This window comes from Photobacterium arenosum, from assembly GCF_014841115.1.
Classification (GTDB): domain Bacteria; phylum Pseudomonadota; class Gammaproteobacteria; order Enterobacterales; family Vibrionaceae; genus Photobacterium; species Photobacterium arenosum.
In genome coordinates, this window is record NZ_JACYTP010000001.1 from 145,673 (window position 1) to 169,793 (window position 24,121).

28 protein-coding genes are annotated in these 24,121 nt (G+C 45.0%); 13 read left to right on the forward strand and 15 right to left on the reverse strand.

Translation table 11 applies throughout. The features are described from left to right. The first annotated feature begins 222 nt into the window (after window positions 1–222). From IFO68_RS00590 to IFO68_RS00605, 4 genes are all read left to right on the forward strand, one after another. Window positions 223–897, forward strand: a complete 675-nt coding sequence (locus IFO68_RS00590) for an SPOR domain-containing protein (protein ID WP_192013746.1) — start codon at window positions 223–225, stop codon at window positions 895–897. A 232-nt stretch (window positions 898–1,129) separates the two neighbouring features. Next, window positions 1,130–2,137 carry a D-alanine--D-alanine ligase gene (locus tag IFO68_RS00595; RefSeq protein WP_192013748.1) on the forward strand — a complete coding sequence of 336 codons (1,008 nt, stop codon included), beginning with the start codon at window positions 1,130–1,132 and terminating at the stop codon, window positions 2,135–2,137. 121 nt (window positions 2,138–2,258) lie between these two features. Then, the gene (locus IFO68_RS22110; RefSeq protein ID WP_368393483.1) at window positions 2,259–2,399 is read left to right on the forward strand and encodes a YhfG family protein; all 141 of its coding nucleotides are present in this window, start codon (window positions 2,259–2,261) and stop codon (window positions 2,397–2,399) included. Beyond that, a complete protein-coding gene (locus tag IFO68_RS00605; RefSeq protein WP_192013752.1) occupies window positions 2,389–3,021 on the forward strand; it encodes a putative adenosine monophosphate-protein transferase Fic in 633 nt (210 codons plus the stop codon). The genes IFO68_RS22110 and IFO68_RS00605 overlap by 11 nt, the downstream gene beginning before the upstream one ends. A 7-nt stretch (window positions 3,022–3,028) precedes the next feature. Here IFO68_RS00605 and IFO68_RS00610 read toward each other — a convergent pair whose 3' ends face one another. The 3 genes from IFO68_RS00610 to IFO68_RS00620 all read right to left on the reverse strand — a co-directional run bounded on the left by IFO68_RS00610 (window position 3,029) and on the right by IFO68_RS00620 (window position 5,331). After that, window positions 3,029–3,997, reverse strand: a complete 969-nt coding sequence (locus tag IFO68_RS00610; RefSeq protein ID WP_192013754.1) for a tyrosine-type recombinase/integrase — start codon at window positions 3,995–3,997, stop codon at window positions 3,029–3,031. Between the two features lie 105 nt (window positions 3,998–4,102). Next, entirely contained in the window at window positions 4,103–4,612 is a 510-nt protein-coding gene (locus IFO68_RS00615) for an ATP-dependent zinc protease family protein (RefSeq protein WP_237795535.1), read from the reverse strand. Between the two features lie 107 nt (window positions 4,613–4,719). After that, window positions 4,720–5,331 (reverse strand): HAD family hydrolase, encoded by a 612-nt coding sequence (locus tag IFO68_RS00620; protein WP_192013756.1) that lies wholly within the window; start codon window positions 5,329–5,331, stop codon window positions 4,720–4,722. 118 nt (window positions 5,332–5,449) lie between these two features. Here IFO68_RS00620 and yciH point away from each other — a divergent pair, with 118 nt between their 5' ends. Continuing rightward, window positions 5,450–5,773: a stress response translation initiation inhibitor YciH gene (gene yciH, locus IFO68_RS00625; protein WP_192013757.1), complete on the forward strand. Its 324-nt coding sequence runs from the start codon at window positions 5,450–5,452 to the stop codon at window positions 5,771–5,773. Window positions 5,774–6,277: 504 nt separating this feature from the next. On the opposite strand, the gene IFO68_RS00630 is transcribed toward yciH, so the two are convergent. Beyond that, window positions 6,278–7,582, reverse strand: a complete 1,305-nt coding sequence (locus tag IFO68_RS00630; protein WP_192013758.1) for a Y-family DNA polymerase — start codon at window positions 7,580–7,582, stop codon at window positions 6,278–6,280. After that, complete coding sequence (locus tag IFO68_RS00635) at window positions 7,582–7,968, reverse strand: LexA family protein (protein ID WP_027251321.1); 387 nt, start codon at window positions 7,966–7,968, stop codon at window positions 7,582–7,584. Before IFO68_RS00635 ends, IFO68_RS00630 begins: the two co-directional genes overlap by 1 nt. A gap of 367 nt (window positions 7,969–8,335) precedes the next feature. Here IFO68_RS00635 and IFO68_RS00640 point away from each other — a divergent pair, with 367 nt between their 5' ends. Continuing rightward, window positions 8,336–8,743: an SPOR domain-containing protein gene (locus IFO68_RS00640; protein WP_192013759.1), complete on the forward strand. Its 408-nt coding sequence runs from the start codon at window positions 8,336–8,338 to the stop codon at window positions 8,741–8,743. Window positions 8,744–8,787: 44 nt separating this feature from the next. Here the strand turns inward: IFO68_RS00640 and IFO68_RS00645 are convergent, their stop codons facing one another. Together IFO68_RS00645 and IFO68_RS00650 are read right to left on the reverse strand one after the other, a co-directional pair. Then, complete coding sequence (locus IFO68_RS00645; protein WP_192013760.1) at window positions 8,788–9,717, reverse strand: electron transfer flavoprotein subunit alpha/FixB family protein; 930 nt, start codon at window positions 9,715–9,717, stop codon at window positions 8,788–8,790. Beyond that, complete coding sequence (locus IFO68_RS00650; protein ID WP_192013761.1) at window positions 9,714–10,466, reverse strand: electron transfer flavoprotein subunit beta/FixA family protein; 753 nt, start codon at window positions 10,464–10,466, stop codon at window positions 9,714–9,716. Before IFO68_RS00650 ends, IFO68_RS00645 begins: the two co-directional genes overlap by 4 nt. Window positions 10,467–10,647: 181 nt before the next feature. Between IFO68_RS00650 and IFO68_RS00655 the strand changes: the two genes are divergently transcribed. Next, window positions 10,648–12,291, forward strand: coding sequence for an electron transfer flavoprotein-ubiquinone oxidoreductase (locus IFO68_RS00655; RefSeq protein ID WP_192013762.1), 1,644 nt, complete (start codon window positions 10,648–10,650; stop codon window positions 12,289–12,291). 11 nt (window positions 12,292–12,302) lie between these two features. Here the strand turns inward: IFO68_RS00655 and cutA are convergent, their stop codons facing one another. Next, window positions 12,303–12,626, reverse strand: coding sequence for a divalent-cation tolerance protein CutA (gene cutA / locus IFO68_RS00660; RefSeq protein ID WP_192013763.1), 324 nt, complete (start codon window positions 12,624–12,626; stop codon window positions 12,303–12,305). A 26-nt stretch (window positions 12,627–12,652) separates the two neighbouring features. Next, on the reverse strand, window positions 12,653–13,279 hold the full coding sequence (locus IFO68_RS00665) for a LysE family translocator (RefSeq protein WP_192013765.1): 627 nt from the start codon (window positions 13,277–13,279) through the stop codon (window positions 12,653–12,655). A gap of 396 nt (window positions 13,280–13,675) precedes the next feature. Here IFO68_RS00665 and rpoS point away from each other — a divergent pair, with 396 nt between their 5' ends. Further along, window positions 13,676–14,551: an RNA polymerase sigma factor RpoS gene (gene rpoS, locus IFO68_RS00670; RefSeq protein ID WP_192013767.1), complete on the forward strand. Its 876-nt coding sequence runs from the start codon at window positions 13,676–13,678 to the stop codon at window positions 14,549–14,551. Between the two features lie 185 nt (window positions 14,552–14,736). Beyond that, window positions 14,737–15,282, forward strand: a complete 546-nt coding sequence (locus IFO68_RS00675; RefSeq protein ID WP_192013768.1) for a YceB family lipoprotein — start codon at window positions 14,737–14,739, stop codon at window positions 15,280–15,282. 131 nt (window positions 15,283–15,413) lie between these two features. On the opposite strand, the gene chrA is transcribed toward IFO68_RS00675, so the two are convergent. After that, window positions 15,414–16,610: a chromate efflux transporter gene (gene chrA, locus IFO68_RS00680; protein ID WP_192013770.1), complete on the reverse strand. Its 1,197-nt coding sequence runs from the start codon at window positions 16,608–16,610 to the stop codon at window positions 15,414–15,416. Window positions 16,611–16,713: 103 nt separating this feature from the next. Between chrA and IFO68_RS00685 the strand changes: the two genes are divergently transcribed. Further along, window positions 16,714–17,628 carry a LysR family transcriptional regulator gene (locus tag IFO68_RS00685; protein WP_192013772.1) on the forward strand — a complete coding sequence of 305 codons (915 nt, stop codon included), beginning with the start codon at window positions 16,714–16,716 and terminating at the stop codon, window positions 17,626–17,628. Between the two features lie 87 nt (window positions 17,629–17,715). Further along, window positions 17,716–18,267: an OmpA family protein gene (locus IFO68_RS00690; RefSeq protein ID WP_192013774.1), complete on the forward strand. Its 552-nt coding sequence runs from the start codon at window positions 17,716–17,718 to the stop codon at window positions 18,265–18,267. 31 nt (window positions 18,268–18,298) lie between these two features. Here IFO68_RS00690 and IFO68_RS00695 read toward each other — a convergent pair whose 3' ends face one another. Continuing rightward, entirely contained in the window at window positions 18,299–19,408 is a 1,110-nt protein-coding gene (locus IFO68_RS00695; RefSeq protein ID WP_192013775.1) for a 1-acyl-sn-glycerol-3-phosphate acyltransferase, read from the reverse strand. Window positions 19,409–19,602: 194 nt separating this feature from the next. Here IFO68_RS00695 and IFO68_RS00700 point away from each other — a divergent pair, with 194 nt between their 5' ends. Continuing rightward, window positions 19,603–20,280, forward strand: coding sequence for an AraC family ligand binding domain-containing protein (locus IFO68_RS00700; protein ID WP_192013777.1), 678 nt, complete (start codon window positions 19,603–19,605; stop codon window positions 20,278–20,280). Between the two features lie 87 nt (window positions 20,281–20,367). On the opposite strand, the gene IFO68_RS00705 is transcribed toward IFO68_RS00700, so the two are convergent. Then, window positions 20,368–20,916, reverse strand: a complete 549-nt coding sequence (locus tag IFO68_RS00705) for a hypothetical protein (protein ID WP_192013778.1) — start codon at window positions 20,914–20,916, stop codon at window positions 20,368–20,370. Between the two features lie 67 nt (window positions 20,917–20,983). Continuing rightward, window positions 20,984–21,514 carry a nicotinate-nicotinamide nucleotide adenylyltransferase gene (locus tag IFO68_RS00710; protein WP_192013780.1) on the reverse strand — a complete coding sequence of 177 codons (531 nt, stop codon included), beginning with the start codon at window positions 21,512–21,514 and terminating at the stop codon, window positions 20,984–20,986. 180 nt (window positions 21,515–21,694) lie between these two features. On the opposite strand from IFO68_RS00710, the gene nadE reads away from it, so the two are divergent. Further along, window positions 21,695–22,531 carry an ammonia-dependent NAD(+) synthetase gene (gene nadE / locus IFO68_RS00715; RefSeq protein WP_192013787.1) on the forward strand — a complete coding sequence of 279 codons (837 nt, stop codon included), beginning with the start codon at window positions 21,695–21,697 and terminating at the stop codon, window positions 22,529–22,531. Between the two features lie 72 nt (window positions 22,532–22,603). On the opposite strand, the gene IFO68_RS00720 is transcribed toward nadE, so the two are convergent. Beyond that, window positions 22,604–22,762, reverse strand: a complete 159-nt coding sequence (locus IFO68_RS00720; protein WP_081669192.1) for a YoaH family protein — start codon at window positions 22,760–22,762, stop codon at window positions 22,604–22,606. Window positions 22,763–22,840: 78 nt separating this feature from the next. Continuing rightward, the gene (locus tag IFO68_RS00725; RefSeq protein WP_192013789.1) at window positions 22,841–24,037 is read right to left on the reverse strand and encodes an NnrS family protein; all 1,197 of its coding nucleotides are present in this window, start codon (window positions 24,035–24,037) and stop codon (window positions 22,841–22,843) included. Window positions 24,038–24,121: the final 84 nt, after the last annotated feature.

The following is a 24,121-nucleotide window of genomic DNA, read 5'->3' on the forward strand; positions in this document are numbered from 1 at the left end:
GTTTGAAAAAGAAGAAGGTGCTGCGCTTCATTCTTTGTATTTTTATATTGCACAATTTTATTTAAAACTGGAATTCACATAAAAAATCAATCTATTATTGATATAACGTTGAACCTGTGACATAACGCCAATTCTATCGCATACAGAGTGATGCAGGCTTGATTGGCATCAGGTCGGGGTGCAAAATCTTTTTAAAGACAAATTTGATCAGGCACGATGATAATGAAAAAAATTGCCTTAATGGTTGCAATTACATCAGCTTTAACAGGCTGTGCGCTAGATAATGAGCGTCAGACAATGAATGGCACTGTGGTTCCAACATTGGATGAACAGGAACAAGCGGCAATGGCCGTAGAACAGGGAGCAACGGCTGAACCGATGGCGGTTGAGCAGTTAAATGAACCGATTCCACCTCTGAACCCTGTTGATATAGCAATCACAGATGAAGTTGTCCCACTTGATCAGGAGATTGCCCCCGTAGACGCACCAGCAGCGGCTGAGGGAACATCCGTGGCTCTAATCGCAGAGCCTGAGCCAATGGCTGACTCTGTCGCGGCAGCTTCGAAGAACAATGAGTCACAAACGGCGAAAGCCAGCTATGAATATGTGACGGAACCTGTATCGGGATTCACTGTTCAGGTGCTGGGTGTAAGTAAAAATAGTGGTTTTGCCTCATACATTGCTAAGTTGCCAGGACAGCAACCGGTGTGGGTGAATCAGAAAACTTTCCACGAAAAGCCTTGGTACACTTTACTTTACGGACACTTTGATACTGTTCAGGAAGCCCAGGCTGCCATCAAAGATTTGCCTGCAGAGATCCGTTCGTTCGGCCCCTTTGTTCGTAGTCTGGCCAAGATTCATCAGTCACCTGAGCCTAAGCTGACCAAGATACATTAATCCTCCCGATAAGCTCTTCCCTGGAAGAGCTTATTTTTTGCATCGTTGACCGCTTTCACTGCAGGGAATCAGGCCAATAGCTTGATGCCTGGTAGATAAGATGCAATAGTTGATGCCCTGAAGGCTGCCGGGGGTACTTCGTAATATCATCCTTCAGAACAGATGAAACCCGGTGGTACAAACAAATTTTGGCCTGCCATGATCGGCAGGTTACGTTTTACAAGGGATCAAGATGAATCCAATTCACGTTTTACTTCTTTGTGGCGGTGGCAGCGCAGAACACGAAGTGTCTTTGGTTTCTGCCAATTTCATAGAACAAAACCTACAAGCGATTGATGGCATTCGCTATATCCGCATAGAAATGCAAAAAGACGGCTGGTTTGACAGAGAAGGTCAGCGCTGGCAGTTGAACCTGGATCGCAGTATCCAGTCTGAGTCTGGTGAGAAGCTCCCCGTTGATTACGTCATTCCGTGTGTCCACGGCTACCCCGGAGAAACAGGCGATTTGCAATCTTTACTTGAAATAGCCGCTGTGCCTTACTTCGGTTGTGGCCCTCAGGCCAGCACAAATTGTTTCAACAAGATCACGACCAAACTGTGGTTTGATGCGCTGGGTATTCCTAACACACCTTATGTGTTTCTCAGCGAGCAAGACGAAGAATCGTTACGTACTGCCCAAGATGCATTAGCCCGTTGGGGATGTGTTTTTGTTAAAGCGGCCTGCCAAGGGTCATCAGTGGGCTGTTATAAAGCGACAGATCAGGAAAGCCTGATCGAATCGCTGAACAAGGCGTTTACCTTTTCAGAACAGGTTTTGGTTGAAAAAGCCATCAAGCCCAGAGAGTTAGAAGTCGCTGCTTATCAGTATGGCGATGAGTTGATTGTCACCAAGCCAGGGGAAGTGACCTGTCCGGATGGTAAATTCTACACCTACGAAGAAAAATACAGCACAGAAAGCCATTCGACCACCTCTGTTGAAGCGTCTGGTATTACAGACGAACAGATTGAAGCCATTCGCAGTTATGCCAGAAAAGCGTTTGTCCATATGAAGTTAAAAGATCTGTCACGGATTGATTTCTTCCTGAGTGAAGAGGGTGACATTCTTCTTAATGAAATCAATACTTTCCCTGGCATGACACCGATATCTATGTTTCCTCAGATGCTGGCTCATCATGGACACACGTTTACGGCTTATCTTGAGAAAGCTATCAAAAGTGCTGTTCATCCATTCAACCAGTGATTTTACAGTTTTAAAAACGCCAGCCTGACTGGCGTTTTTTTCATTGGCTGCAATACTGACGATGAGACTGAAAAAGAACCCTATGCTGACGAACAAACAGAAAGCTGCGCGTTTTAAAGCTATGCAGAACAAGAACTACAGAGCCAGTTTAAAGCTGGAGGGCTTTGAATTAGATGGGGCGCCAGGTACAGAGTCGCCACATGAACCACCCGTGTCCGAATATGAACAAATCGCTCGGTTAAAGAAGCATTATGCGAGATAAATATGGTGTTCAGCAGGATCCTGATTGCTACCCCGGTTCGGCTGTTCTTATCAACTTACTGAATATCAACGATGAAGAAGAGCTCGCTCTGGCTGAGCGGGATTTCACACGGGTCCGGGCAGAGCACTTTGTACCTGAGTTTGACCGATTTGATTTAGCCTATCTGAGACAAATACATTTCACTCTGTTTCAGGATTTATATCCCTGGGCCGGTGACATACGAGGTGTTGACATCACCAAAGGCCAGAGTCGTTTTTGTCATGCCAGGAATATTGAAAGAGAGGCGACTCGTCTTTTTGCTTCACTGGCTGATGAGTCACATCTTTGTGGGCTGGACTTTGATCATTTTATTCGCCGCATTGCCCATTATTACTGTGAATTGAATGTCATACACCCGTTCAGGGAAGGGAATGGGCGCGTCCAACGTATTTTCTTTGAAATTCTGGCCCTCAATGCCGGATTCGAAATCTGTTGGGAAGGCATTAACCTTAAAGAGTGGGTCGAAGCGAATCAGGCGGGTTACTTTGGCATTATGGCTCCTTTGGAAGGCTTGTTCGAACGAATCACTCAACCTGTCCATGCTGTCGTTCAACCTCAGTGGGCATCCGGTCCGGGCGCTTAAATCGACACTACTTTTCCCAATCTTTTTTCTTCACGTATTTCGCAATTTCCGTATCGTGTTTATCTTTATGGCCTACATACTGTGCCGGCATTGCAGGGCTCTTCCAGCGGCCCTGGGATTGGATGTCCGGAATGGATACGCCAGCATCGGATAAATCTTTGGCGGCGCCTACTCTGGGCGACTGGCCTGAAAAAATATTGTCCTGACTGAGCCCGAGCTCTTCACCGGCACGGCGAAACACCCGGTAGATGGATGAGTGGTCAAGCGGTTGCTCGCCAATATTGCCATGTCGATCAATTCTTCGAAAGACAACACCTGATTCAATCATGCCTACCGTTAGCCAACGCTGCATACTACGAGATGCAATGGTACTCAATGCAATTGTGTGATCCTGGATATGCAGACTGATAAGTCCAGACGCGTCAATCGAGATATTTTCAATGGTCAGTGCTGCCAGTTCACTTCGCTTGAGCATTGCTTCAAACATGACAGCCCAAATCGCCAGATCGCGAATGTCTTTGGGTTTGGTAGAGAGTGAGAAAACATCAACCAGCTGTTGCAAGTGATCATCTCTGAAGGCGTTCGCGTTTTTATAGTCGTCTTTTTTTTCTACACAATATTTATTCAGTACCAGCCTGACTTCAGTATGACGGCAAGGATCGGGGAGGGCATGACAGCGGTGAACCAGCCCGATTGTGACAATGTAACGCTTAAGACTTGCCAGCTTGCGTTTCTTGGCCATCGTATCAATAAAGTTATGTACCGTTTTCACCGTTGCCGGCAAAGGAATGGCCTGTTTGTCCAGGCAGTATTGAAGGAAGTTATTCCAGTCATTTTTGAAAGCAAGCAATGTGTTTGGTGAATACTGCTTATGCGTTAAAACTTCCCAGATTTCAATATCTTCTATAGGGAGTGTGAAGACCTTGATACTGTCTTTTTTCTTATTTTCATCAGCAATGGGAGGAATTTTCTTCATTTAATGCACTATAACTTATTTATTGATAAAAAATACTATATACTAAGCCGCCTCATAAACAAGACGGCATGTAACAAACATTAAATAGCTAACTAATACAGAAGGTTAATCGTCTTCATCTGATTTTTCTACATCAACCAAATAGTCGCCCATCAGCCAGTTTCTGCCGAGCAACAGTTTGTATTCCAGCTTACTACGGTTTCGCAAGTTTACTGTGACTTGTTTATGCTCACCGTTCCAGCTTAAATCCATTTTTACTGCATAACGGCGTTCAACACCTTGAGCATTACGGATTTTACTGACTTTAACTATTTTGGCTTTGTGGGTGGTTGTTTCACCTTTTTCATTTTTTGTCTTGAATTCCACCATATTGCCTAGATTTTCACGCATATCCTCGCTTTTATCACCTAATATACGGATATCGTAAGCATTGATCGAAGACGTGTTCGCGCCAGTATCAATTCGGGCTTTATATTCAAGTTCTAAATCCTGGACGTTGATAGTTTCAACCTGACCAACAATGGATTTTTTTTCGAGAGGTCGACTGTCAGCCAAGGAAGAGGGGCTGTTAAATGCAAATACAACTAACATTAACGGAATCAATGCTTTTTTCACGGAACCTCCAAAAAAGTGCCAATCGTAAATATGATCACTATAAACATAAGTTACGTATGTTTGTTCAGCTTAAAGTTAAAGGTCTGATGAGGTAAGCTTAGGTTCAGCTAATCAACCTTTAGTCTCAATGCTGAGCGAATCTGTTGATAACAAGCAGGTGTGGGTGAAAAACGAATGGCTGTTATGCCCAACTTTCTGGCCGCAAGCACATTGTCTTCATTGTCATCGATAAAATACGTATCTTCTGGACTAAACGCGTATTTTAACATAAGTGATTGGAATATTTCAGGTTCTGGCTTCATCAATAGCTCTTTAGCAGAAACCAGACCACCATTGAACAATGAAATGAAATCATGCTTATCGTTGAGCGTGTCAAAAAAGGCGCTACTCATGTTCGTGAGATAGTACAGGTTAAAATCTTGTTCCAGTAAGTCTTCAAGTAAGTTTTTCGACGCATCGATCACAGTCAGACTGTTTTGAATGTGATCGATGAAATCTTCCATTCTTGCCTCTGGAAAACCGGTACGAGCAGCAAATTTAGGGATAACCTCGGCCATCAACATTGTACCGCGATCCAAAGCCAACCAGTCAGGGTGCTGAAGTACATGTGTCAGTAGTATGTCTTGTTCGTAAGTTGACTGAGTGAAAGTAGAGACGATTTTGTGCGGGTTCCAATCAAACAGCACAGCACCAAAGTCAAAAACTATATTATGAATCATATGCGTTTCCGTTAGAGGCCTATTTATTGATAATATTCGGGCTTAGCCTGGTCGCAAGCTTCTATATTCAACCTGATGGCCAGGTCACACTTTTAAAGCAGTTATTGGGGTCAATTTCATGAGTGATAACAGCCGATTAGTCTATTCAACAGATGCAGGCAGAATTAAAGAAGAGAAAACAGTCCCGGAACGTCTGAAAGGCGATGGCGTGGTACGAATTCAGCGCCAGACAAAAGGCCGTAAAGGAAAGGGAGTCTGTATTGTCACAGGGTTGGATATGAATGATGCTGAGCTCAAGCTTTTGGCCGCTGAGTTAAAAAAAGTCTGTGGCTGCGGCGGTTCTGTAAAAGATGGAACCATAGAAATTCAGGGTGATAAACGCGATCTCATCAAAACCACCCTTGAGAAAAAGGGACACACGGTAAAATTAGCCGGTGGCTGAGAGACTTACATCAGTCTGGCAATCCTGGTTTCAGCAGCCAACCAGGATCTAATCAGCGCAACCTGAATTCACAACGTATACACGCCGACAAGATTGCCTGCGCACTTTAAGAGATCCCGACGAACTCATTGGCGTTCGTTGGTCTTAGGTAATTCCGCCTGACATTGAAGAGCCAGGCAAACTGACAATTTGCAGCAGGACTTAAATACAAGTGTGAATTACCTATTTTATGGTAAATCACCGTTATGGTTAAATTGCGTGAACCTGTCTGGTGAGGCCGTCATATAGAAGGGAGCAGAGAGCCCAATGAGTTAGACTCTCACACCTTTAATTTAACATAATCTATGTTATGCGCACTAATGTTGGTGTCGCAAAGCTAAAGTGTCTATTTTCTGCAAAGTATAAATGTCGAGTTAACTTATCACTGCCCGTGATATTTCTATTGCCTCTGTCATGGCCTATGACGTTGATTAAGCAAGGTTATACCAGCACTACAAATGATGCTTAACACTTTGCCATTGGTATTTCGTCCAGCATAGTTGTCCATCGGTTGGATCGGAAGGCTTGCCGCATGTGCCAATTGCTGGTTGCGATAACGGATGCCGGTTTAAGGCCATTCTTATAGCGCGTATTGAGCCTGTCGGTGATGAGCATGAGATCGCGGCGTTTGCTTTCTTGCAGCGCATCTCCGCTAAACATGTCTAGCTGAAGTTTGTTCTGACTCACAGGGCTAAGCTCATTCAGCATGACGCCAATTTTTTGATATGAATAACCAGGACGATACATTTTAGCCAGCTGCGCTTGTGCAGAAATGATCAGTTTTTGTGTATCCTGAGTCGGACAAACCAAGGATTCCATACTGCTTTTATTGTGTTGAGGTAACTGTTTATAGCGATTTGTTCGTATATAAACCCCAACAGAGGACGCTTGACTCCCCTGTTTTCTCAGTTTTTCACCTGCACGATGGCAATGGAAAGCAAGAGCTGATTGTAATTCTTGTTGATCCGTAATGCCTACACCAAAGCTCCGGCTCGAGAGAATTTGTTTTTTCGTTACATCAATATCTCCTGGATCAATGCAACTGATTCCCTGGAGCTCTAATACTGTACGAGTTAGGCCTACATTCCAGAGTTGACGCATAAACGCAACATCCTGATTTGCTAATTGCCACGCTGTTGTTATACCACTGGTTTTCAGTCGGGTGGCCAATCGTGTTCCAATCCCCCACACTTCCTGAACATCCATTCTTTCCAGCAACCACTGTCTTTGCCGTTCTGTTTGAATATGAAGCACGCCATGCACTCTGTTTTCGTAGCGTTTGGCTGCATTGTTTGCAAGTTTCGCCAATGTCGGTGAAGTACCAATGCCAACACGAACAGCTAAACCAAGCCTGTTACTGATTACTTCTACAATACTTTTTCCATAACTTGTCAGTGTTTCAGTTGCTAAACCGTCTAAGCGTATAAACGCTTCATCAATGGAGTATTGCTCAACCTGAGGAGAAAACTGCCTCAACTCGTCGATAAAACGCTGGCTCATATCAGCATACAGACTGTAATTTGAACTGCGTACCTCAACACCTGCGTGTTTAGCTTCTCGCTCAATTTTGTACCATACTGCCCCACGTTTTATCCCTGCCGCTTTTGCTTGTGCATTAATAGCAACACAGCAGCCATCGTTATTTGAAAGCACCACAACAGGCTTGTTTGCTAGTTTGGGGTCAAATAATTGCTCGCAGGCTGTATAAAAACTCTGAACATCAACCAGCGCCCAAACCTGATCCTTGTTTCCTGATACTGTTTGAGTCATTAGCGCTCCAGCAAGTTATGAATATTACGTGTAACCACGCCAAAAATTTCAGAGTCCTCCGGCATAGGAAATGGCTTCATCGCCGGGTTTTCAGCTTTTAACCACCAGGTATTGTTATGTCGAATGAGACGCTTACATGTGAACTCATCGAAGATACGGGCAATGACAATCCGGCCCGGCAGCACAGCTTCAGCACGGTCCACAACTAATAAATCGCCATCGTAAATGCCGGCCCCCGTCATAGACTCACCAGACGCTTTCAGTACAAAAGTGGCATTGGGATGGCGAATGAGATAATCCATCAGTTCCAGTGATTCTTCATGCCCTTCAGCTGGTGAGGGAAAGCCGCACCGAACAGATTCAATAAACAAAGGTAATACAGCCATTGTTACCCTCTCAACTCATACTGTATATAAAAACAGTATAAAAGGTTATTGGCGTACTGAACAGAGAAAAAATGCGGCATGGCTCTGAAAAGTTCAGAGTGTTTCTAATGCACTGAAATACCGAAATAAAATGTATAAATCTTTGTCTTACACTGAAGCGATGTTGATGGTACTGTTTTTATATACAGTACCATGGTATTCTTGCACTCATAGCACTCATGCTGCTACATATTTGCAAAAAAACGGGCAAGTCTGCTTTAAAAAACAACAAACTCAACGCTAATTTAGGGATTTATCCGATCACCAGTTTATCTTATTGCTAAACTGGCCGCCTGTTGGTGACAGGGATTGGAATTGGAGAATGAAAATGCGAAAAATCATCATGATTTTAGCACTGGTCGTGCTCAGTGGCTGTGCTTTACAGCCTGACCAGCAGTATCACACTGGGCAGTGCGTCGGAAAAATGACAACAGAAGAAGCGTATGGGCATTTAGACCCTAATCGTTACACTATTCAGGTGCTGGCTCTGAGTGAAGAAAGAGATATTCGCGGTTATCTGCGGGAAATCCCAGGGCAGGATCCAATTTGGGTTAACTGGAAACATAGTTTAGGTAAGAGCTGGTACGCTGTTATTTATGGCGATTTTGCCACTAAACAAGAAGCGAAGCAGCGTATTCAAACATTGTCGCCTCGTATATTGGCACAAGGTCCGTTCGTCCGCAGTTTTGCGGAAGTGCAAAGTGATAAGCAAACTGACGTTTTTCGTATGCGTTAAAGAAATGCGCTCAGACTGTCTGGGCGCACTTCTGACCCTTCACATTAAAGCTTTTCGATGAGTTCAGGTAAGATCTCAAACAAGTCACCGACTAACCCATAGTCAGCTATATCAAAGATTGGAGCATCAGGATCTTTGTTGATGGCGACAATCACTTTCGCATCTTTCATCCCAGCCAAGTGCTGTATTGCTCCTGAAATACCAACAGCAATATACAGCTCTGGCGCAACAATTTTACCGGTCTGCCCAACTTGTAGATCGTTTGACACAAAGCCCGCATCGACAGCCGCTCGGGAAGCCCCCACAGCGCCGCCAAGTTTATCCGCCAGCGTTTCTATCATTGCGAAATGTGCTTTATCTCCAAGCCCCCGGCCACCGGAAACCACCACACGCGCAGCTGGCAATTCTGGGCGGCTACTTTGCGTAATTTCACTGGACACATATTCAGAGTTCGGTGATTCGATCACTTTTTCTAGTTCGACAATTGGGGCCGCTGCCCCGCTTGTTGCTGAAGAGGTAAATGCTGAAGCACGCACAGTAATCAGCTTTTTACTATCTAGCGACTTCACTTTGGCTAGTGCATTCCCTGCATATATCGGTCGGATTACGGTATCGGCAGACTCGATGCTGACGACATCGGCCAGTAATCCAACATCCAGAAGACCGGCAACACGCGGTAATATGTTTTTTCCGGTTGTCGTTGCTGCCATCAGTAAGTGAGAATAATCGGCTGATAGTTCGGCGATAACCGCTGACATATTTTCAGCCAGCCAATGCGTGTACACAGGATGATCGGCCAGAAGTACTTTACTCACACCCGCAATGCCAGCGGCTTGCTCTGCAACAGCCTGGCATTGATAACCCGCTACCAATACCTGACAGTCGCTCTCCAGTGACTGACTTGCAGTTATCACCTTGGATGTTTCAGGTGACAACGTATGATTGTCGTGTTCTGCAATGATAAGTACACTCATGAGATCACCTTGGCTTCATTTTTTAGTTTATCAACCAATTCAGAGACTGAACTTACTTTTGTGCCCCCCTGGCGAGCAGGTGGTGATGAAACTGCCAGTAATTCCTGGTTTTGTGACAGCGTCACACCAAGGCCATCCAAGCTGATAACATCTAACGGTTTTTGCTTCGCTTTCATGATATTGGGTAATGAGGCATATCTGGGCTCATTCAACCGGAGATCTGTACTGACTACCGCAGGCAGCCGTAACTTGACGGTTTCCAAGCCGCCATCAATTTCTCGTGTTACTTTGATGAAACCGTTATCTACTTCAATCTTTGAGGCAAAAGTCCCCTGAGGAAAGCCAGACATGGCTGCTAACATTTGAGCGACTTGATTATTATCTGAATCAATTGACTGCTTGCCCATAATCACCAGATCAGGCGATTCACTTTTTACAAGGGCGTGAAGAATGCGTGCAATATTCAGAGGCTCAGCTTGTGCGGCACTATCAATGTGAATTGCTCTGTCTGCGCCAAGTGCCAAAGCAGTACGGAGCTGTTCCTGGCAGCTCGTTTCACCCACGCTGACTACAACCACCTCACTGGCCGAGCCGGATTCTTTCATGCGAACCGCTTCTTCTATGGCAATTTCGCAAAAAGGATTAATGGCCATTTTAACATTATGCTGTTCAACGCCTGAGCCGTCGGATTTAACACGAATCTTCACATACGGGTCTATCACCCTTTTGATTGCGACTAACACTTTCACTGGCGGCTCCTTTGCAAATCAATATGTTAATGAAGAAGTACGGCAAGATACCTGATTGAAAAGTTCCCAATCGGGCATTCAAAAGCCGAGAGATGTCTTTTGCATTGAGTGTGGTTCGGGTTTACGTTTACGTCAACTGGACTACAGTTACTCATAGTCTTAATACAAAGGGACATGGGGCATGGAAAGAGAAAGCATGGCGTTTGATGTGATCATTGTCGGAGCCGGTCCAGCGGGGTTGTCAGCGGCATGTCGGCTGATGCAACTGGCTAAGGAGAGTGGAAAGGAGTTATCGGTTTGTGTGATCGAAAAAGGGGCGGAAGTTGGCTCGCACATCATATCCGGTGCCTTGTTTGAACCCAGACCATTAAATGAGTTGTTTCCTGATTGGCAAAGCCGCGAGGCACCACTTTATACCCGGGTTCAGGATGATAAGGTGTATTGGCTCTCCAATCAGTACAATCAGTTCTGTATCCCTTCAGTACTTGTTCCTTCCCCCCTTCAGAATGATGGGAACTTCATTATCAGTCTGGGCGAATTATGTCGCTGGCTGGCTCAACAGGCAGAAGCGCTGGGAGTATCCATTTTTCCGGGATTTGCTGCAGCTGAATTATTTTTTAACGACTCTGGTGCCGTGGCTGGGATCATGACGACTGATATGGGACGCGACAAGCAAGGTAATGAAAAACCAGGTTTTCAGCCAGGTATCTTACTTGAAGCAAAATATACGCTTATTGCTGAAGGTTCTCGCGGGCACTTAGGAAAAGCCGTCATAGATCGTTTCGAACTGGATAAAGATAAAGCGCCCCAGCATTACGCAATTGGCTTTAAAGAACTGTGGGAAATTCCGGCAGAACAACACCGGGCTGGGCTTGTCGTACATACTTCCGGTTGGCCACTCAGCCAGACCCAAACCTCAGGTGGGGGCTTTATGTACCATATTGGCGATAACCTTGTGTCTGTCGGATTAGTGATCGACCTGAATTATCAGCACCCTTATCTCAGCCCTTTTGATGAGTTTCAGCAAATGAAACACCATCCGGTTTTCGCCTCTGTGTTAAACGGCGGGGAGCGTATTTCTTACGGGGCACGTGCTATTACAAAGGGCGGACTGCATGCCCTGCCAGAGCAAAGCTTTCCTGGCGGATTACTGATTGGGTGTGATGCTGGGACGCTAAACAGTGCAAAAATCAAAGGCTCTCATACTGCAATGAAATCTGGCATGCTCGCTGCTGAGGCGGTTTTTTCGGAGCTAGCCGTTAACCACTCGCACACATCACCCGATTATTCTTCGCTGTTCGAGGACTCATGGCTGAAAGAGGAGCTCTTTGAAGCCAGAAACTTCACCTCTCAGGTGCATCGCTTAGGCACATTAGTTGGTGGAGCCATCGCAACGTTAGAATTTAATATTCTGAAAAAAAGCCTGTTTTCATTTCGGGATGATAAACAAGACTATCAAACCCTGAAAATGACCAATCAGACTGAACCGCTTTTATACCCTAAACCGGACGGAAAACTCAGTTTTGACCGAACTTCATCTGTTTTTCTATCAACTGTTAAACATGATGAAAACCAGCCATGCCACTTGATACTGCAAGATAAAGAGTTGCCGATAAAAATGCACCTGGACAAGTATGCCGAGCCTAGCCAGCGATACTGTCCGGCGGGCGTGTATGAAATTGTAGAAAATAACGGACAGAAACGATTTCAAATCAATGCCGGAAACTGCATTCATTGTAAAACATGCGATATAAAAGATCCGTCCCAGAACATTATCTGGACTCCACCAGAAGGCGGTAGCGGGCCCAATTATCGCTCGATGTGAATGTGATCAGCTCAAGGGTGCGTCTCTACGCGCACCCAATCGAGATAGGCCTGATAACCGGCTTCAATGGGTAGGCAAATGATTTCCGGCGTTTCATAGTTATGATTCGCCAGGATATCGGCTTCGACTTCTGAATACCTGTCTTGAGTTGTTTTAATGACAACCAGTTTTTCTTTGTCAGACTGGATTTTGCCTTTCCAGTGGTAATAACTGTCAATACTCTGCACCTGAACGCAGGCAGCCAGATGTTTGTTCAGCAGAGAATGGATAATTGCCTCACCCACCTTATCATCTGAAAAAGTGGTCAGAACGACACAGTATCCTTTCTTTAACATCTTCCCACCTTAATATTCAGGATTGATCAACGCTGCGTCAGTGCCACTTTGGCACTTAAGGCAACCAGTAAACCACCAGAAACACCCTCAATCGCTTTCGCATAACCTGACATTTTAGGGTTACCAAAAACAAAACTACCCAACATGGCGTAAAGTAAGTTAATACAAGTGGCTAAAACACTGAACAGTAAGCCAAGGGTCAAAAGTTGTATTGTGACCTGGCCAGCGCTGACATCAATAAATTGAGGCAGAAAAGACAGAAAAAACAAGGCAACTTTAGGATTCAGAACGCTAACAATCACGCCTTGCATAAACACATTCGATGTTGATTTTACTGGTGCGGAAGCTGTCAGTTGACTCTTACCACGGATACTGTTTCGAATCGACGAAATACCCAAATAGAGTAAATACGCTGCCCCTAAGTATTTTATTACGCTAAATAAGAAAGCTGAGCTGAGTATAATCGTTGAAAGCCCAAGCACAGCAGCCAGCGTATGTCCCAAGTACCCTATTCCTAGTCCCAGAGCCGCTTGAATGCCCAATTGCATCTTTCCACGCATAGCGTTCGACACAATATAGATAACATCTGGCCCCGGTACTAAGTTAAGGCTGATTGAGGCCAGAGCAAAAAGTAAAAGTGTTTGAAACTCCATTTTTATCTTCACCTTAAAGTTGTGAGCACTTGATTTTTTACAAGAAGACCATAACAAAACAAAGGTTAATCAGGGGTAATTTTATCTGATTAACGACTGAAATCACACCGAGCGTAAGAGAATATAAAGCATCAAATTTCATAAAAAATCAAGAATTTCGCATCTCGTGCTGAAATTAGCGACGGGAATGAATATTGACACTCAGGTTAATTATTCCTTTTAAGAACAAAAGCGATGAAATTCAAATCGCCTAATAACAAATAAGTATACCTTTATGGCAACTTTGTGTTTCCTGTGAATAGATTGTGTAACATCTGTGTGTTAGTGTTTTCTGGTACTGCAATAAAAACACGAAAAAATAGTTAGCTTGCTCAAACCTTGTAGAGGGGACCAGATATGGATGTCAATACACAGGAAGTAAGTAGCTTTGATACTGATGTTATTCATTTGTATTTGCAGGAAATCTCGCATAAATCACTACTCAGTAAAGAAGAAGAAGTTCAATACAGTCGTAAAAGTCTGGCTGGCGACCCACACGCAAAATCTGTCATGATTGAGAGTAATTTGCGTTTGGTGGTCAGTATCGCTAAGAAATATCGCGGCAGCACGATGCAGCTTAGCGACTTAATTGATGAAGGCAATATTGGTTTAATTACTGCTGTTGAAAAATTTGATCCTGAACGTGGGTTCCGTTTTTCGACGTACGCTACTTGGTGGATTAAGCAAACCATTGAACGTGCGATCCACAACCAGGGAAGAACCATCCGCTTGCCTGTTCACGTATCAAAGGAAATCAATACCATACTTCGTACGCACAAACAGCTGATGAAAAACAGTAATCAGGAACCTACTCACGAGCAGGTTGCTGAAAAAATGCAAAAATCTGTAGATGAAATTTCAGAAGTCCTGTCCTACGACACCCCTGTGGTTTCTATCGATCAATCTTTGTCGGACGACAGCAACTCAAATTCCATCGCTGCTTTCATCGCTGATACCAACATGACCGCTCCGGATGCCTCGATGGATCAATCAGACATCCATGCTCTCGCTCTGACTATGCTGAAGAGCCTGAATGAACGAGACAGAGAAATACTGTGTCGTCGCTTCGGGTTACTTGGCTATGAAGCGCAGACTCTTCAGGAGGTGGCAGAGGAAGTGGGTCTTACCCGTGAACGTATCCGACAGCTGCAGGTAAGCTCGTTGAATAAGTTGAAAAATGCCCTTCAGCGTGAGAATTACAGCCTGGAGATGTTATTTTCCGAAATAGCGTAATTGACTGTTTTTACACCAATAAAGCCTGGTAATACACCAGGCTTTTCTCATTTCACGGCATTTGACAAAACTCTGACACCTTATCCTAACCATAAAGCAAAAATCCTTACTGCCAAATTGCTTGGCAGACATTTGTATTTTACTCATAATTTGGGTTAACCCATTCAGTTAGCAGTGTAGAGATCATGATATTCAGAAAACTGTGTTTCCTCGCTTCTGTCGTTTTACTGACTTCTTGTGCCAGTTATAGTATTACGGAACAAGAAGTACAGAATTACCTTGATAAACAAGCACGTGTAGAGCAAAAGGTAGGGTTTGGCGGCTTCGTTCAGGCTCATGTTCTGTTTAACGACATCAAAGTAGGCATCGGTCGTTCGGCATCGGATCGTATTAATCTCGAAGCAAAATCTAAAGCAGATATCAGTATCAAGGGTCAACCGCAGCAAAAAGTGGCTATCAATGTCAACTTCAGTGCGATCCCCTATTACGACAAAAGTGAAGGGGCTGTTTACCTGAATAATTTGAAAGTAGAATCTCTGGATATTACCCCAAATACGCTAGGTCCCTTTGCCAGTAGCCAGGTACTTTCTCCTCTCATTGAGATCGTGGGACAATATCTATTGAAGATACCTGTCTACAAACTCCAGGAAGACGACTTTAAGCAATCGCTTCTGAAAACTGCCAGACCAGAACTCAAAATCAAGAATCATTCTCTGGTGATTCAAATTTGATAAGCCGGTCTTTAGGTAATAAAAGCACTGTGCAATGTGTGTTGTATCAGTGCTTTTATTTTAATGCACACAGATAAGTTATAGTGCACTAAAGGATCATAATGAAATCCACAGCGACTTCAGAAAAAATGTTAAATAACAAAACTATAGCCAATAAATATCATCGCCAGACACCATACTGGTAGCTGTCTTTTCAGTAAACCGAAACCGATAACAATCACCAATATGTCCCAGCCGCTCGTTATTGAAGATGTAATAACCGGGTCGACCCAAGCCGCCGCTAACAACCCGACGACAGAAGCTGTAATTGTTTTAACTGAAAGACGTAAACGGGGATGTTGCAATAATGATTGCCACGCCGGTAAAAAGGCAAAAAGAAGCAAACTGCCCGGTAAAAAAATCGCCAGCGTTGCCAGAACACTTCCCCAAACAGGAGTTTCAGGTAAAGTCGCTACGCCCAGATAACTCGCCATGGTAAACATTGGGCCTGGAACAAGCTGAGCAGATGCATAAGCGCTCAGAAATGTATTTGCATCAATCCATTGCTGGACTAAAGGCTCCAGTAAGGGAAGAACGACGTGCCCTCCTCCGAAGACAAAACTGCCCGCCTGATAGAAATTGTTAAACACTGCCCACTCTTTTGAGAGAACAGCCAGATATGGCAGCCCCAGCAAAAGTACCAGGAAAACAGCAAGAATGACGAAATTTGGCTTTCCCGGGGAAGATCGAGGCATCGTTTTGTCCGTCGGTTCTTTTTGCATGAGGGACAGGAGGAACCCCGTGGCTGCAGCCAGCAGTATCGGTAACAACTGGCCGCTTAATCCATTAGTAAAAAAGACACTGATTGCTGCTAATACTGCAATACAAACGGTCAGTTTATCTGTCAGGCTTTTCTTAATCATGCTGAACAAAGCATCAGCGACAACCACAACCGCAAGCAGTTTCGCCGCCTGAATAACCTGATATACCCATTCTGGTTGGTAGTCTCTGTTCTCCAGAACGGCGAGCACTGTTAACAAAGCTGCAGAGGGCAAAGTAAAACCGATAAATGCCGCCAGCGCGCCCACATAACCGGCCTTACGATACCCAATAAACATGCCTAGCTGGCTGCTTGCAGGTCCAGGTAAGAACTGGCATAGCGCCGTAGCCTGGGAAAATTCAGAATCTGATAGCCACTGTTTCTTCTGTACAAATGATCGCTGGAAATAGCCGATATGAGCAACTGGCCCACCAAAACTGCCTAACCCTAAAATAAGAAATGAACAGAACACCTGCAATACGGGTTCAAGTGAAGAAACTAATCTTCTTTTAAATGAATCTTGGATCATAACTACCGAATCAAATTGTGATTGTTTACACTAGCAAACAGTGAGACTAAATATGACAATTTTATCTCTTCTTTATGTATGAAATATTACAGGTAAACCCTTGATGTTAGAAAATTTGCAACAAATGGTGATCCTGGCCACTGTCAGTCACGAACAGAACTTCACACGTGCCGCTGAACGCCTTGGCATTTCTAAATCACAAGTCAGCAAGCAAATTCGATTCCTTGAGGAACGCCTGGGTTGTCAATTAGTTCAGCGCAGCACACGCACTGTTGCCCTTACGGATATTGGCTTGCAATATGCTGAATTTGGACAGCAACTGCTTGATACCGTAAAAGAAGCAGAGGCTTTGGTTGCCGGGTACAGAAATGAAATAAAAGGCGTACTCAGAATAGGTGTCGCCCAGTCATTTGGGAACACCAATATCACCCCCGCAATGGTCGCTTTTCAGCGAGCTCATCCTGAACTTGAGCTGGAAATCAGTCTTTTTGATCATCGTCCTAACCTGCTGGAAGAAGGCTTTGATTGCTGGCTGGCTATTCACGAGCACCCGCCTGAAGGCATGGTTGCGAAAAAACTTGTCGATTGCGAATTCATCGTTGTCGCTTCTCCGGACTATATCGCCCTGCACAGCGAACCCAAAACTCCTGCTGATTTACGCAAGCACAATTGCATCACCTATGAAAGCCGGGATCGAAAATATGTCCAGTGGGACTTTTCAAAAGAAGGCGTAAAAGAGTCAGTCAGGGTCACTGGCAGCTACCGAATCAATAATGCGCCCGCTGTTTTAGAAGCAACAAAAGCAGGAGCAGGTATCGCCTATCTGGCCACCTACCTGATCCACGATGAATTAGAAACTCAGCTGTTAACCCAGCTGTTAGCAGACTGGAAGCCAGAATTAGCGCTTCCCATGTACGCTGTCTATCCGCGTCACAAGTACCTGGCCCCAAAAGTAAGAGCCTTTATCGACTTTATGGCAGAATGGATGACCAGCCATCCTTTCCAACCTCGCCAGTAGTCTCTGTGCTGCCACGTCTTAGAACTGCAGTTGAGGAACCTGACTTACTGTTCTACACCTATAGGTAGTTCTTACAGGTGAGCAGCCATGTTAACTCTTTCAGCCTACATTCGAGAAAAACCTCTTCACATCATACTTTTATCAGGGGTACTGATCATGGCTGGCTGTGCCACTCAGGAAGAAACTGAACCGTCTCCGGCAGTAACCAGTACGCCGGCAACGGTTGAAGAGGTTGCAGAACCGCCGCCACCACCAAAAGCAATCCTTACAGAAATTCCTGAAGTCAGTGACACCGTCTTTTTTGACAAAGGCAGCTTTGAAATTCCGCAACGCGAACAGCTGAAAATCGATCCCATTGCAGTCAGACTCAGGCAGCATCCTGACAGTAACGTAATCATCATTGGTCACAGTTCAGAGAGTGAGAACGAAGAAGATAATATGGCGTTATCGTATGAACGGGCGTTCAGTGTAGCCATTTATATTGCATCTGTATTTGGGATTGAAGAAGAACGCATACAGGTTGTTGCCCAAGGCAACGGCGATCCGGCAACATCCGGGTCGAACAGCCGGGTTGAAGTCATTTCGCCAGAGACTGTGGTCAGAACATTAAATGCCTCTAATGAGGACGGCAAGTTCTGAACCACAGCTCCATACAGAAAAAAAGGTGAATTTATCCCTGTTTTTTCAACGCCGGGAATGCATACATTTTCTTGATGATGTCTGCCACGCCTTCCGGTTGAGAAACCAGCTTGCTGTTAAACTTCGCTTCTTCACTTTCGGTGACTGAGTCGTCTTTAATACCGGCAGCAATATAATTTGCAGGGAACAAGTGGTAAATACCCGTTATCTGACGGTCGATTTCATCAGCCAGTTGCTCTGGGGTTTCAAACGGTTGCTCTATCACATCGCCAAAGCTCACATGAACACGTCGTTTTTCTCCGACTATGCCCTGTACAATGCTTTCGATATCTTCAAACTCGCCTTTCTCATAGCTACCCGTTGTCTGCTTGGCATTCAGTTCGTTTGCCTTAGCTAAATCGCAGGGATCATTCTCATAAGAAATGGCCACAGGCACAATATTAAGCTGAGTCATGAATTCGGCAAAAGACAGTTTCCGTTTGCGTCCTTCCATGTAAAACATTTTCAGCAACGCTGGATCAGTCTTATCGTTTCCGTCTTTTGCTCGCCCTTCTTTCTGAGCAATCCAGATCGAGTGACCAGTTTCGATAGAATTGGCAATATAATCTGACAGCAGACCCAGTGCTTTCATCATTTCACGCGGCGCTTTCACTGAACGTTTCACAATAAAGCTTTTGTTTAAACGCATCAGTTCTGTCGCACAGGGCTTCTTCAGAAGATTGTCGCCAATAGCGATACGGACTGTGTTCAGGTTATTGTGGTAAAGACACCAGTTCACCATTGCCGGATCCATGGCGATATCTCTGTGATTGGAGATGAACAGATACGCTTTATTAGGATCCAGTTTGTCTAACCCAGAATGGGTGACGCCGTCACAAGAGTGTTCAATCGTCGCAGCCATGTACTTGGCCACTTGCAGCTGAACGTCTTCTACTGTCTTAACACTTGACCATTTACGGACAAGAAAGCGTTTAATCAATGGGCGCAACAGCCAGCCAAACACACCAGATAGCTGTGCAAACCGGTAGTTGAGGATAGCGTTGATGAATTCGTCATCATTGATTAAGCGTTGAATCGCCCCACTGACTTCATCGTCATTGTAGGGGCGTATATCTTTATAAATATCGTTATTTGTTTGCACTATGTTGCTTCATCTAATTTTAAAATCGCGCCATTCTACGCAGATTTGATTGATTACCCAATGATCGGCCCCAAACAGTTTAATGGTTGGAGGTCTGACCAACAAACTTTCTTCCTACTGAGCCCGACTCAGACCATCTTGACCCCGAAGGTAAAACCGAACACTATGTGCGGGCTTTGACTCAGAGGAACAACATGAACCAGGCAATTGAATATACAAAGGCTGAACAGTCCCTGCTGGCCGTGGGCGCTCGCAGAAAAAATGTTACCGCATACCTGATTACCGTCAATGCAGGCGTCGCTCTGTTACGGCTGGGCAAACATGAATTCGCATTAACCGCGGGTAGCGGATTTTGGGTACCCTTTGAGTGTCTTCATGCTTTAACCGTATTACCGGGCTGTCGCTATAGCATGATTCATTTCTCTGCCCGCCTCCAGCAACCGCTGTGTCAGCAAGCAGGCTTTGTGACTGTAACACCACTTCTGGACGCTTTACTGCAAGAGCTGAGCCAAACTAAAGAGCAGTCTCAAACCAATCATAGCCCTATAGGACGGATACTCGCAGTCATAGTTGATCAAACGGCGAAGTTTTCACCTGTTACGCAGCAACTTTGCCCTACTCTTACTGACAAACAGCAATCTGTACTGAGAAACTTGCTTCAAAGGCGCTCACCCGCTTCTGATGAAGACCTATCATCAATCGAAGCCATTCTGGGGATGAGCGTACGTGAACTTGAAGCCTGTCTTGTCGTCCGTGAAGCTATCAGACTCTCCCGTTCCGGAAGAAATGCAGAGCAAATAGCCAGCGAACTTGAGTGCCAATTAGACCATTTACAAGCACTTGGTCAAACTCTTGCTAACTACCCATTCTAAAGCTTCGGCTTAGCTTCACAAAAAACACCCAGCTACCTGGTACAGGTAGCTGGTTACAGATAACCGGGCGAGTATAAAAAGCGATTGTTACTTAAGCGGTATATCTACCTGCAGCATGACGCCATCCCGCTCATCTTCATGCCACATGTAATCGATTCGGTATTTAGTGGATTGGCCGTCTTCTGAACCCAGTCCAAAACTCATCATGACACCGTGTTTCATGACCCATTCTTTGGCATCTTGCAGCGTCATGATATCCAGACCTTCATATTTTTTGGGAAGCCACAAGCCCAGACCATAGAAAGCGGACGATGAGTTATCTTTCAGCATTGGACCACTGGAGCCAGATTGCCAGTCATCCCAAAAAGATGCGTCGTTCTCATGGTGATTTTCAGCTTCATCCCAGCGCATATTGTCCCCGGCTGAGGGCAGAGCCTGAGTGGAATAAGCTCCCCCTTTCCCTACCGTTAAGGGTTGAAAACAGGTCAGCAAGTAGGCCCCTCTGTCGTCTTCAGACAAACTTTTAAGCTGTTTCTGACTATAAAAGTGGCAAGGTAAAGCGAATGCAGAATACGAAAAAGACAACAGCCCGATCTGCAATAGAGCAACATGCAATTTTCGAATAACCCGATTCACGAAACACCCTTAATAAATTTTTCGGACTTTAAACGTATAGGCGACAGAAATACTGACTGGTTTATTTTTAACCATCACTGGCAACATAAAAATGCTCTGACGTTATTATTCTAACCACACCCGGAGTTGTTAAATGTGAAATTGGCCTGTTTTTGACAATATTATCACGAATGTCAGTACTCCGAATGGGAAGCGTTTCAGGACAGCTGAGAATCTGCCAATGACTTAAGATGTCTTTAGCCCGATAAAAGTTTGAAAAATTTAAAAAATTATCTGGTCCGACAATAAAAGTCAGCTCTGCGCTCTGATGTTCATTTTGCAGGGAACGCATAACATCATAGGTCGTCACTGGTTTATCATTTTGTGAGATTGCTTCCTCTATTCGACAAAGAGATAAATTGGCAAAATTTAAATCTGCGATAAAAGCGGCAACCATAGTGCAACGAGAGTCATAGTTAAGCATGACTTTTCCCCAGGCATGAGAATAACTGGGAACCAGTAAAACTTGATCAAAATGGGATAGCCGTTCCAGCACAGATTTATGCCCTAAGCTGGGGGGATTAAATGCGCTGCCAAATACTGCAATCTTTTTTGTCATACTTCTGTTGCCTCATTCCCCTCTGAACAAAATAAAAATACCAATTTCTTTCTCAATCAGCATTGATCCTACTTAAGAGTTATCGCATGATTTCGTAAAAGGTTTAATACATTTTACCGCTTTCACCAGTATTCGGCATCGAATGTCCAGAAATTGGTCTAAGCACAGAGGATCCATGTCATGGAACAGCTTATCCGTGCAGAAATGCAGGTACTCCCAGTGATAGACGCTGAGTTTGAAGTTCAGCGTCGCGTTGCTTTCATTCAACACAAGCTTAAACAAGCGCATTGCCGGTCTTTAGTGCTGGGCATCAGTGGTGGGGTTGATTCCACTACCTGCGGCCGGTTGGCTCAACTGGCGGTAGATGGTCTTAATGCTGAGTCCGCATCTCAAAACTATCAGTTCATCGCTGTTCGTTTACCTTATGGGCAGCAACAGGATGAAGATGAAGCCCAGCAGGCCTTACAATTCATCCGCCCTACTCATTCAGTGTCGGTCAATATTAAGCCTGGCGTCGATGGAACGCATGCCGCCACACTGGATGCGCTGAGCGGTACCGGCGTGATTCCACAAGATGATGCCAAAGTCGATTTTGTTAAAGGGAATGTTAAAGCGCGTACCCGTATGGTGGCACAGTATGAGATCGCCGGCCTGGTTGGCGGACTTGTCCTGGGGACCGACCACTCGGCTGAGAATATTACTGGCTTTTATACCAAATGGGGCGACGGCGCTTGCGATTTAGCACCACTGTTTGGTCTGAGCAAACGGCAGGTACGTCAAATTGCAGATTTCCTTGGTGCGCCGCAAGCACTTGTTCACAAAGTGCCAACTGCCGATCTTGAATGCCTGACACCCCAAAAGACGGACGAAGAGGCGCTACAGCTGACTTACGATGAAATCGATGATTTTCTTGAAGGAAAAACAGTCAGTAATTCAGTGAAGGAGAAGCTGATCAGCATTTATAACGCCACTCAGCATAAACGACAACCAATCCCGACTATCTACGACCAGGATTAAGCGAACCGTCGCTGAAAAGCAAAAGGGCTTTGCGTTATTGCAAAGCCCTTTTTGTGAGTCTGACTGTAATGGTTACTGACTCTTATCCGCACTTTTACTCTGGCGAATCTGTTCAGCAACAATTTGAATCGCCTCTCCACTGCTGATACCTTGCGCCATCAGCTCATGAATTCGCTCTGCCGCTTCTTGCTGTTCTTCGTGAGTTAAAGAAATTGACGAATCACCAAACATAACGAATCCTGTACACTTCTTGAAAGGGAAGCCATTCTAACGACTCTTCATCAGCCTGTCATTGATAATTCAAAAGCCCTAGCCCGGATGCCCGTCAGCACGAGCCTGAGTGAGTATCGGCCAGAACACAATACAAAATAGCCCAAAGGCCACCGCCCACAGTAATGCGGATAGTATGTAGGCGTGTTGCGTCAGCCCCGGAAACATCACTATCAGTAACGTTCTGACTAACACAGCCATCAGCAAAGTGACAAAAGCAGCAAAAATCAGCTTCCCTGTCTGCAGTGCCCTTCCGGTATGACCTAATGAGACCCTGACAACCATCGCCAGTATCATGCCCCCTATACCACCGACTGTTATGACATGCAGTGAGATACTGTAGGCTAATTGCTGAGGAAACACCTGACTGACACCTAACAAAAACACACCCACAACAGTAAAGTAATAGGCTAAATGAAGCATCCACAATAATGGAATTCTAAACGTGCTGCCTGTTCGCCAACGCGCCAGACGCGGAATTTGTGCCAATGCTGCAAACATACACAAGACACCAAACCACATTGAGGGGTGCTCTGGCGGGAGCAGTAATAATGACAGGAAAACAGCCCACATGGGCCACAAGGCTAAGTATTCACGCCAGGGTATACGTGTGATGGGTTCAGTTTGTGTGCCACGCGCCGTAAAAAATGGGATAACACGGCCCCCCATGACAGTCATCAGCACAGCAATTAACAAGGTAGTTTGCAATGCCACAGTGCTCAGCGGAACATGGCTCCAACCCAGTACGATTCCATGCATACGAGTATTCAGAAACAACAACAGAAACAACACTGGCAGAAAAAGGACATTTCGCCACTGGCGATTTCTGATTATAGGTATCGCCAGAAAAAGGAGTGCCATAGCCAGCCAAAGCAGATCAAGTATCATCCAGACTGCATGGGGAGCCATAACAAGCAGCGCAACTCTCGCAATCAACCATATTGCAAACACCAGCCCCAGCTTCCAGCCGCTGATACCAGGAACACCCGTCCAGTTTTGTACTGCAGTCAGCAGAAATCCAACAATCACAGCACCGGTAAATCCAAACAGCATTTCGTGGCTGTGCCACCACACTGGATTTCCGTACATAGGGAACAGCATGAAGCCGGACCAAAAGCCCGCCCAGATCAACATTGTGATCACGGAGAACAGACCAGCAGCCAGAAAAAAGGGCCGAAACGCCAAACGTAAAAACGGGGGGATCCTCAGCGCGGAAGCTTTATCAACAATTTGCATGTGCTTTTCACTATTTACAGTAAAAAAGACATAATAGACAATTATGGAAGAGACAGGTTGATGTAAAACAATAAACCAAGACAC

Excerpts from the sequence above, each read along its gene's own strand:
- IFO68_RS00590 (WP_192013746.1), top strand. The coding sequence starts at position 223 with ATGAAAAAAATTGCCTTAATGGTTGCAATTACATCAGCTTTAACAGGC.
- IFO68_RS00595 (WP_192013748.1), top strand. The coding sequence starts at position 1,130 with ATGAATCCAATTCACGTTTTACTTCTTTGTGGCGGTGGCAGCGCAGAA.
- IFO68_RS22110 (WP_368393483.1), top strand. The coding sequence starts at position 2,259 with ATGCAGAACAAGAACTACAGAGCCAGTTTAAAGCTGGAGGGCTTTGAA.
- IFO68_RS00605 (WP_192013752.1), top strand. The coding sequence starts at position 2,389 with ATGCGAGATAAATATGGTGTTCAGCAGGATCCTGATTGCTACCCCGGT.
- IFO68_RS00610 (WP_192013754.1), bottom strand. The coding sequence starts at position 3,997 with ATGAAGAAAATTCCTCCCATTGCTGATGAAAATAAGAAAAAAGACAGT.
- IFO68_RS00620 (WP_192013756.1), bottom strand. The coding sequence starts at position 5,331 with ATGATTCATAATATAGTTTTTGACTTTGGTGCTGTGCTGTTTGATTGG.
- yciH (WP_192013757.1), top strand. The coding sequence starts at position 5,450 with ATGAGTGATAACAGCCGATTAGTCTATTCAACAGATGCAGGCAGAATT.
- IFO68_RS00630 (WP_192013758.1), bottom strand. The coding sequence starts at position 7,582 with ATGACTCAAACAGTATCAGGAAACAAGGATCAGGTTTGGGCGCTGGTT.
- IFO68_RS00635 (WP_027251321.1), bottom strand. The coding sequence starts at position 7,968 with ATGGCTGTATTACCTTTGTTTATTGAATCTGTTCGGTGCGGCTTTCCC.
- IFO68_RS00640 (WP_192013759.1), top strand. The coding sequence starts at position 8,336 with ATGCGAAAAATCATCATGATTTTAGCACTGGTCGTGCTCAGTGGCTGT.
- IFO68_RS00645 (WP_192013760.1), bottom strand. The coding sequence starts at position 9,717 with ATGAGTGTACTTATCATTGCAGAACACGACAATCATACGTTGTCACCT.
- IFO68_RS00655 (WP_192013762.1), top strand. The coding sequence starts at position 10,648 with ATGGAAAGAGAAAGCATGGCGTTTGATGTGATCATTGTCGGAGCCGGT.
- cutA (WP_192013763.1), bottom strand. The coding sequence starts at position 12,626 with ATGTTAAAGAAAGGATACTGTGTCGTTCTGACCACTTTTTCAGATGAT.
- IFO68_RS00665 (WP_192013765.1), bottom strand. The coding sequence starts at position 13,279 with ATGGAGTTTCAAACACTTTTACTTTTTGCTCTGGCCTCAATCAGCCTT.
- rpoS (WP_192013767.1), top strand. The coding sequence starts at position 13,676 with ATGGATGTCAATACACAGGAAGTAAGTAGCTTTGATACTGATGTTATT.
- IFO68_RS00675 (WP_192013768.1), top strand. The coding sequence starts at position 14,737 with ATGATATTCAGAAAACTGTGTTTCCTCGCTTCTGTCGTTTTACTGACT.
- chrA (WP_192013770.1), bottom strand. The coding sequence starts at position 16,610 with ATGATCCAAGATTCATTTAAAAGAAGATTAGTTTCTTCACTTGAACCC.
- IFO68_RS00685 (WP_192013772.1), top strand. The coding sequence starts at position 16,714 with ATGTTAGAAAATTTGCAACAAATGGTGATCCTGGCCACTGTCAGTCAC.
- IFO68_RS00690 (WP_192013774.1), top strand. The coding sequence starts at position 17,716 with ATGTTAACTCTTTCAGCCTACATTCGAGAAAAACCTCTTCACATCATA.
- IFO68_RS00700 (WP_192013777.1), top strand. The coding sequence starts at position 19,603 with ATGAACCAGGCAATTGAATATACAAAGGCTGAACAGTCCCTGCTGGCC.
- IFO68_RS00710 (WP_192013780.1), bottom strand. The coding sequence starts at position 21,514 with ATGACAAAAAAGATTGCAGTATTTGGCAGCGCATTTAATCCCCCCAGC.
- nadE (WP_192013787.1), top strand. The coding sequence starts at position 21,695 with ATGGAACAGCTTATCCGTGCAGAAATGCAGGTACTCCCAGTGATAGAC.
- IFO68_RS00720 (WP_081669192.1), bottom strand. The coding sequence starts at position 22,762 with ATGTTTGGTGATTCGTCAATTTCTTTAACTCACGAAGAACAGCAAGAA.
- IFO68_RS00725 (WP_192013789.1), bottom strand. The coding sequence starts at position 24,037 with ATGCAAATTGTTGATAAAGCTTCCGCGCTGAGGATCCCCCCGTTTTTA.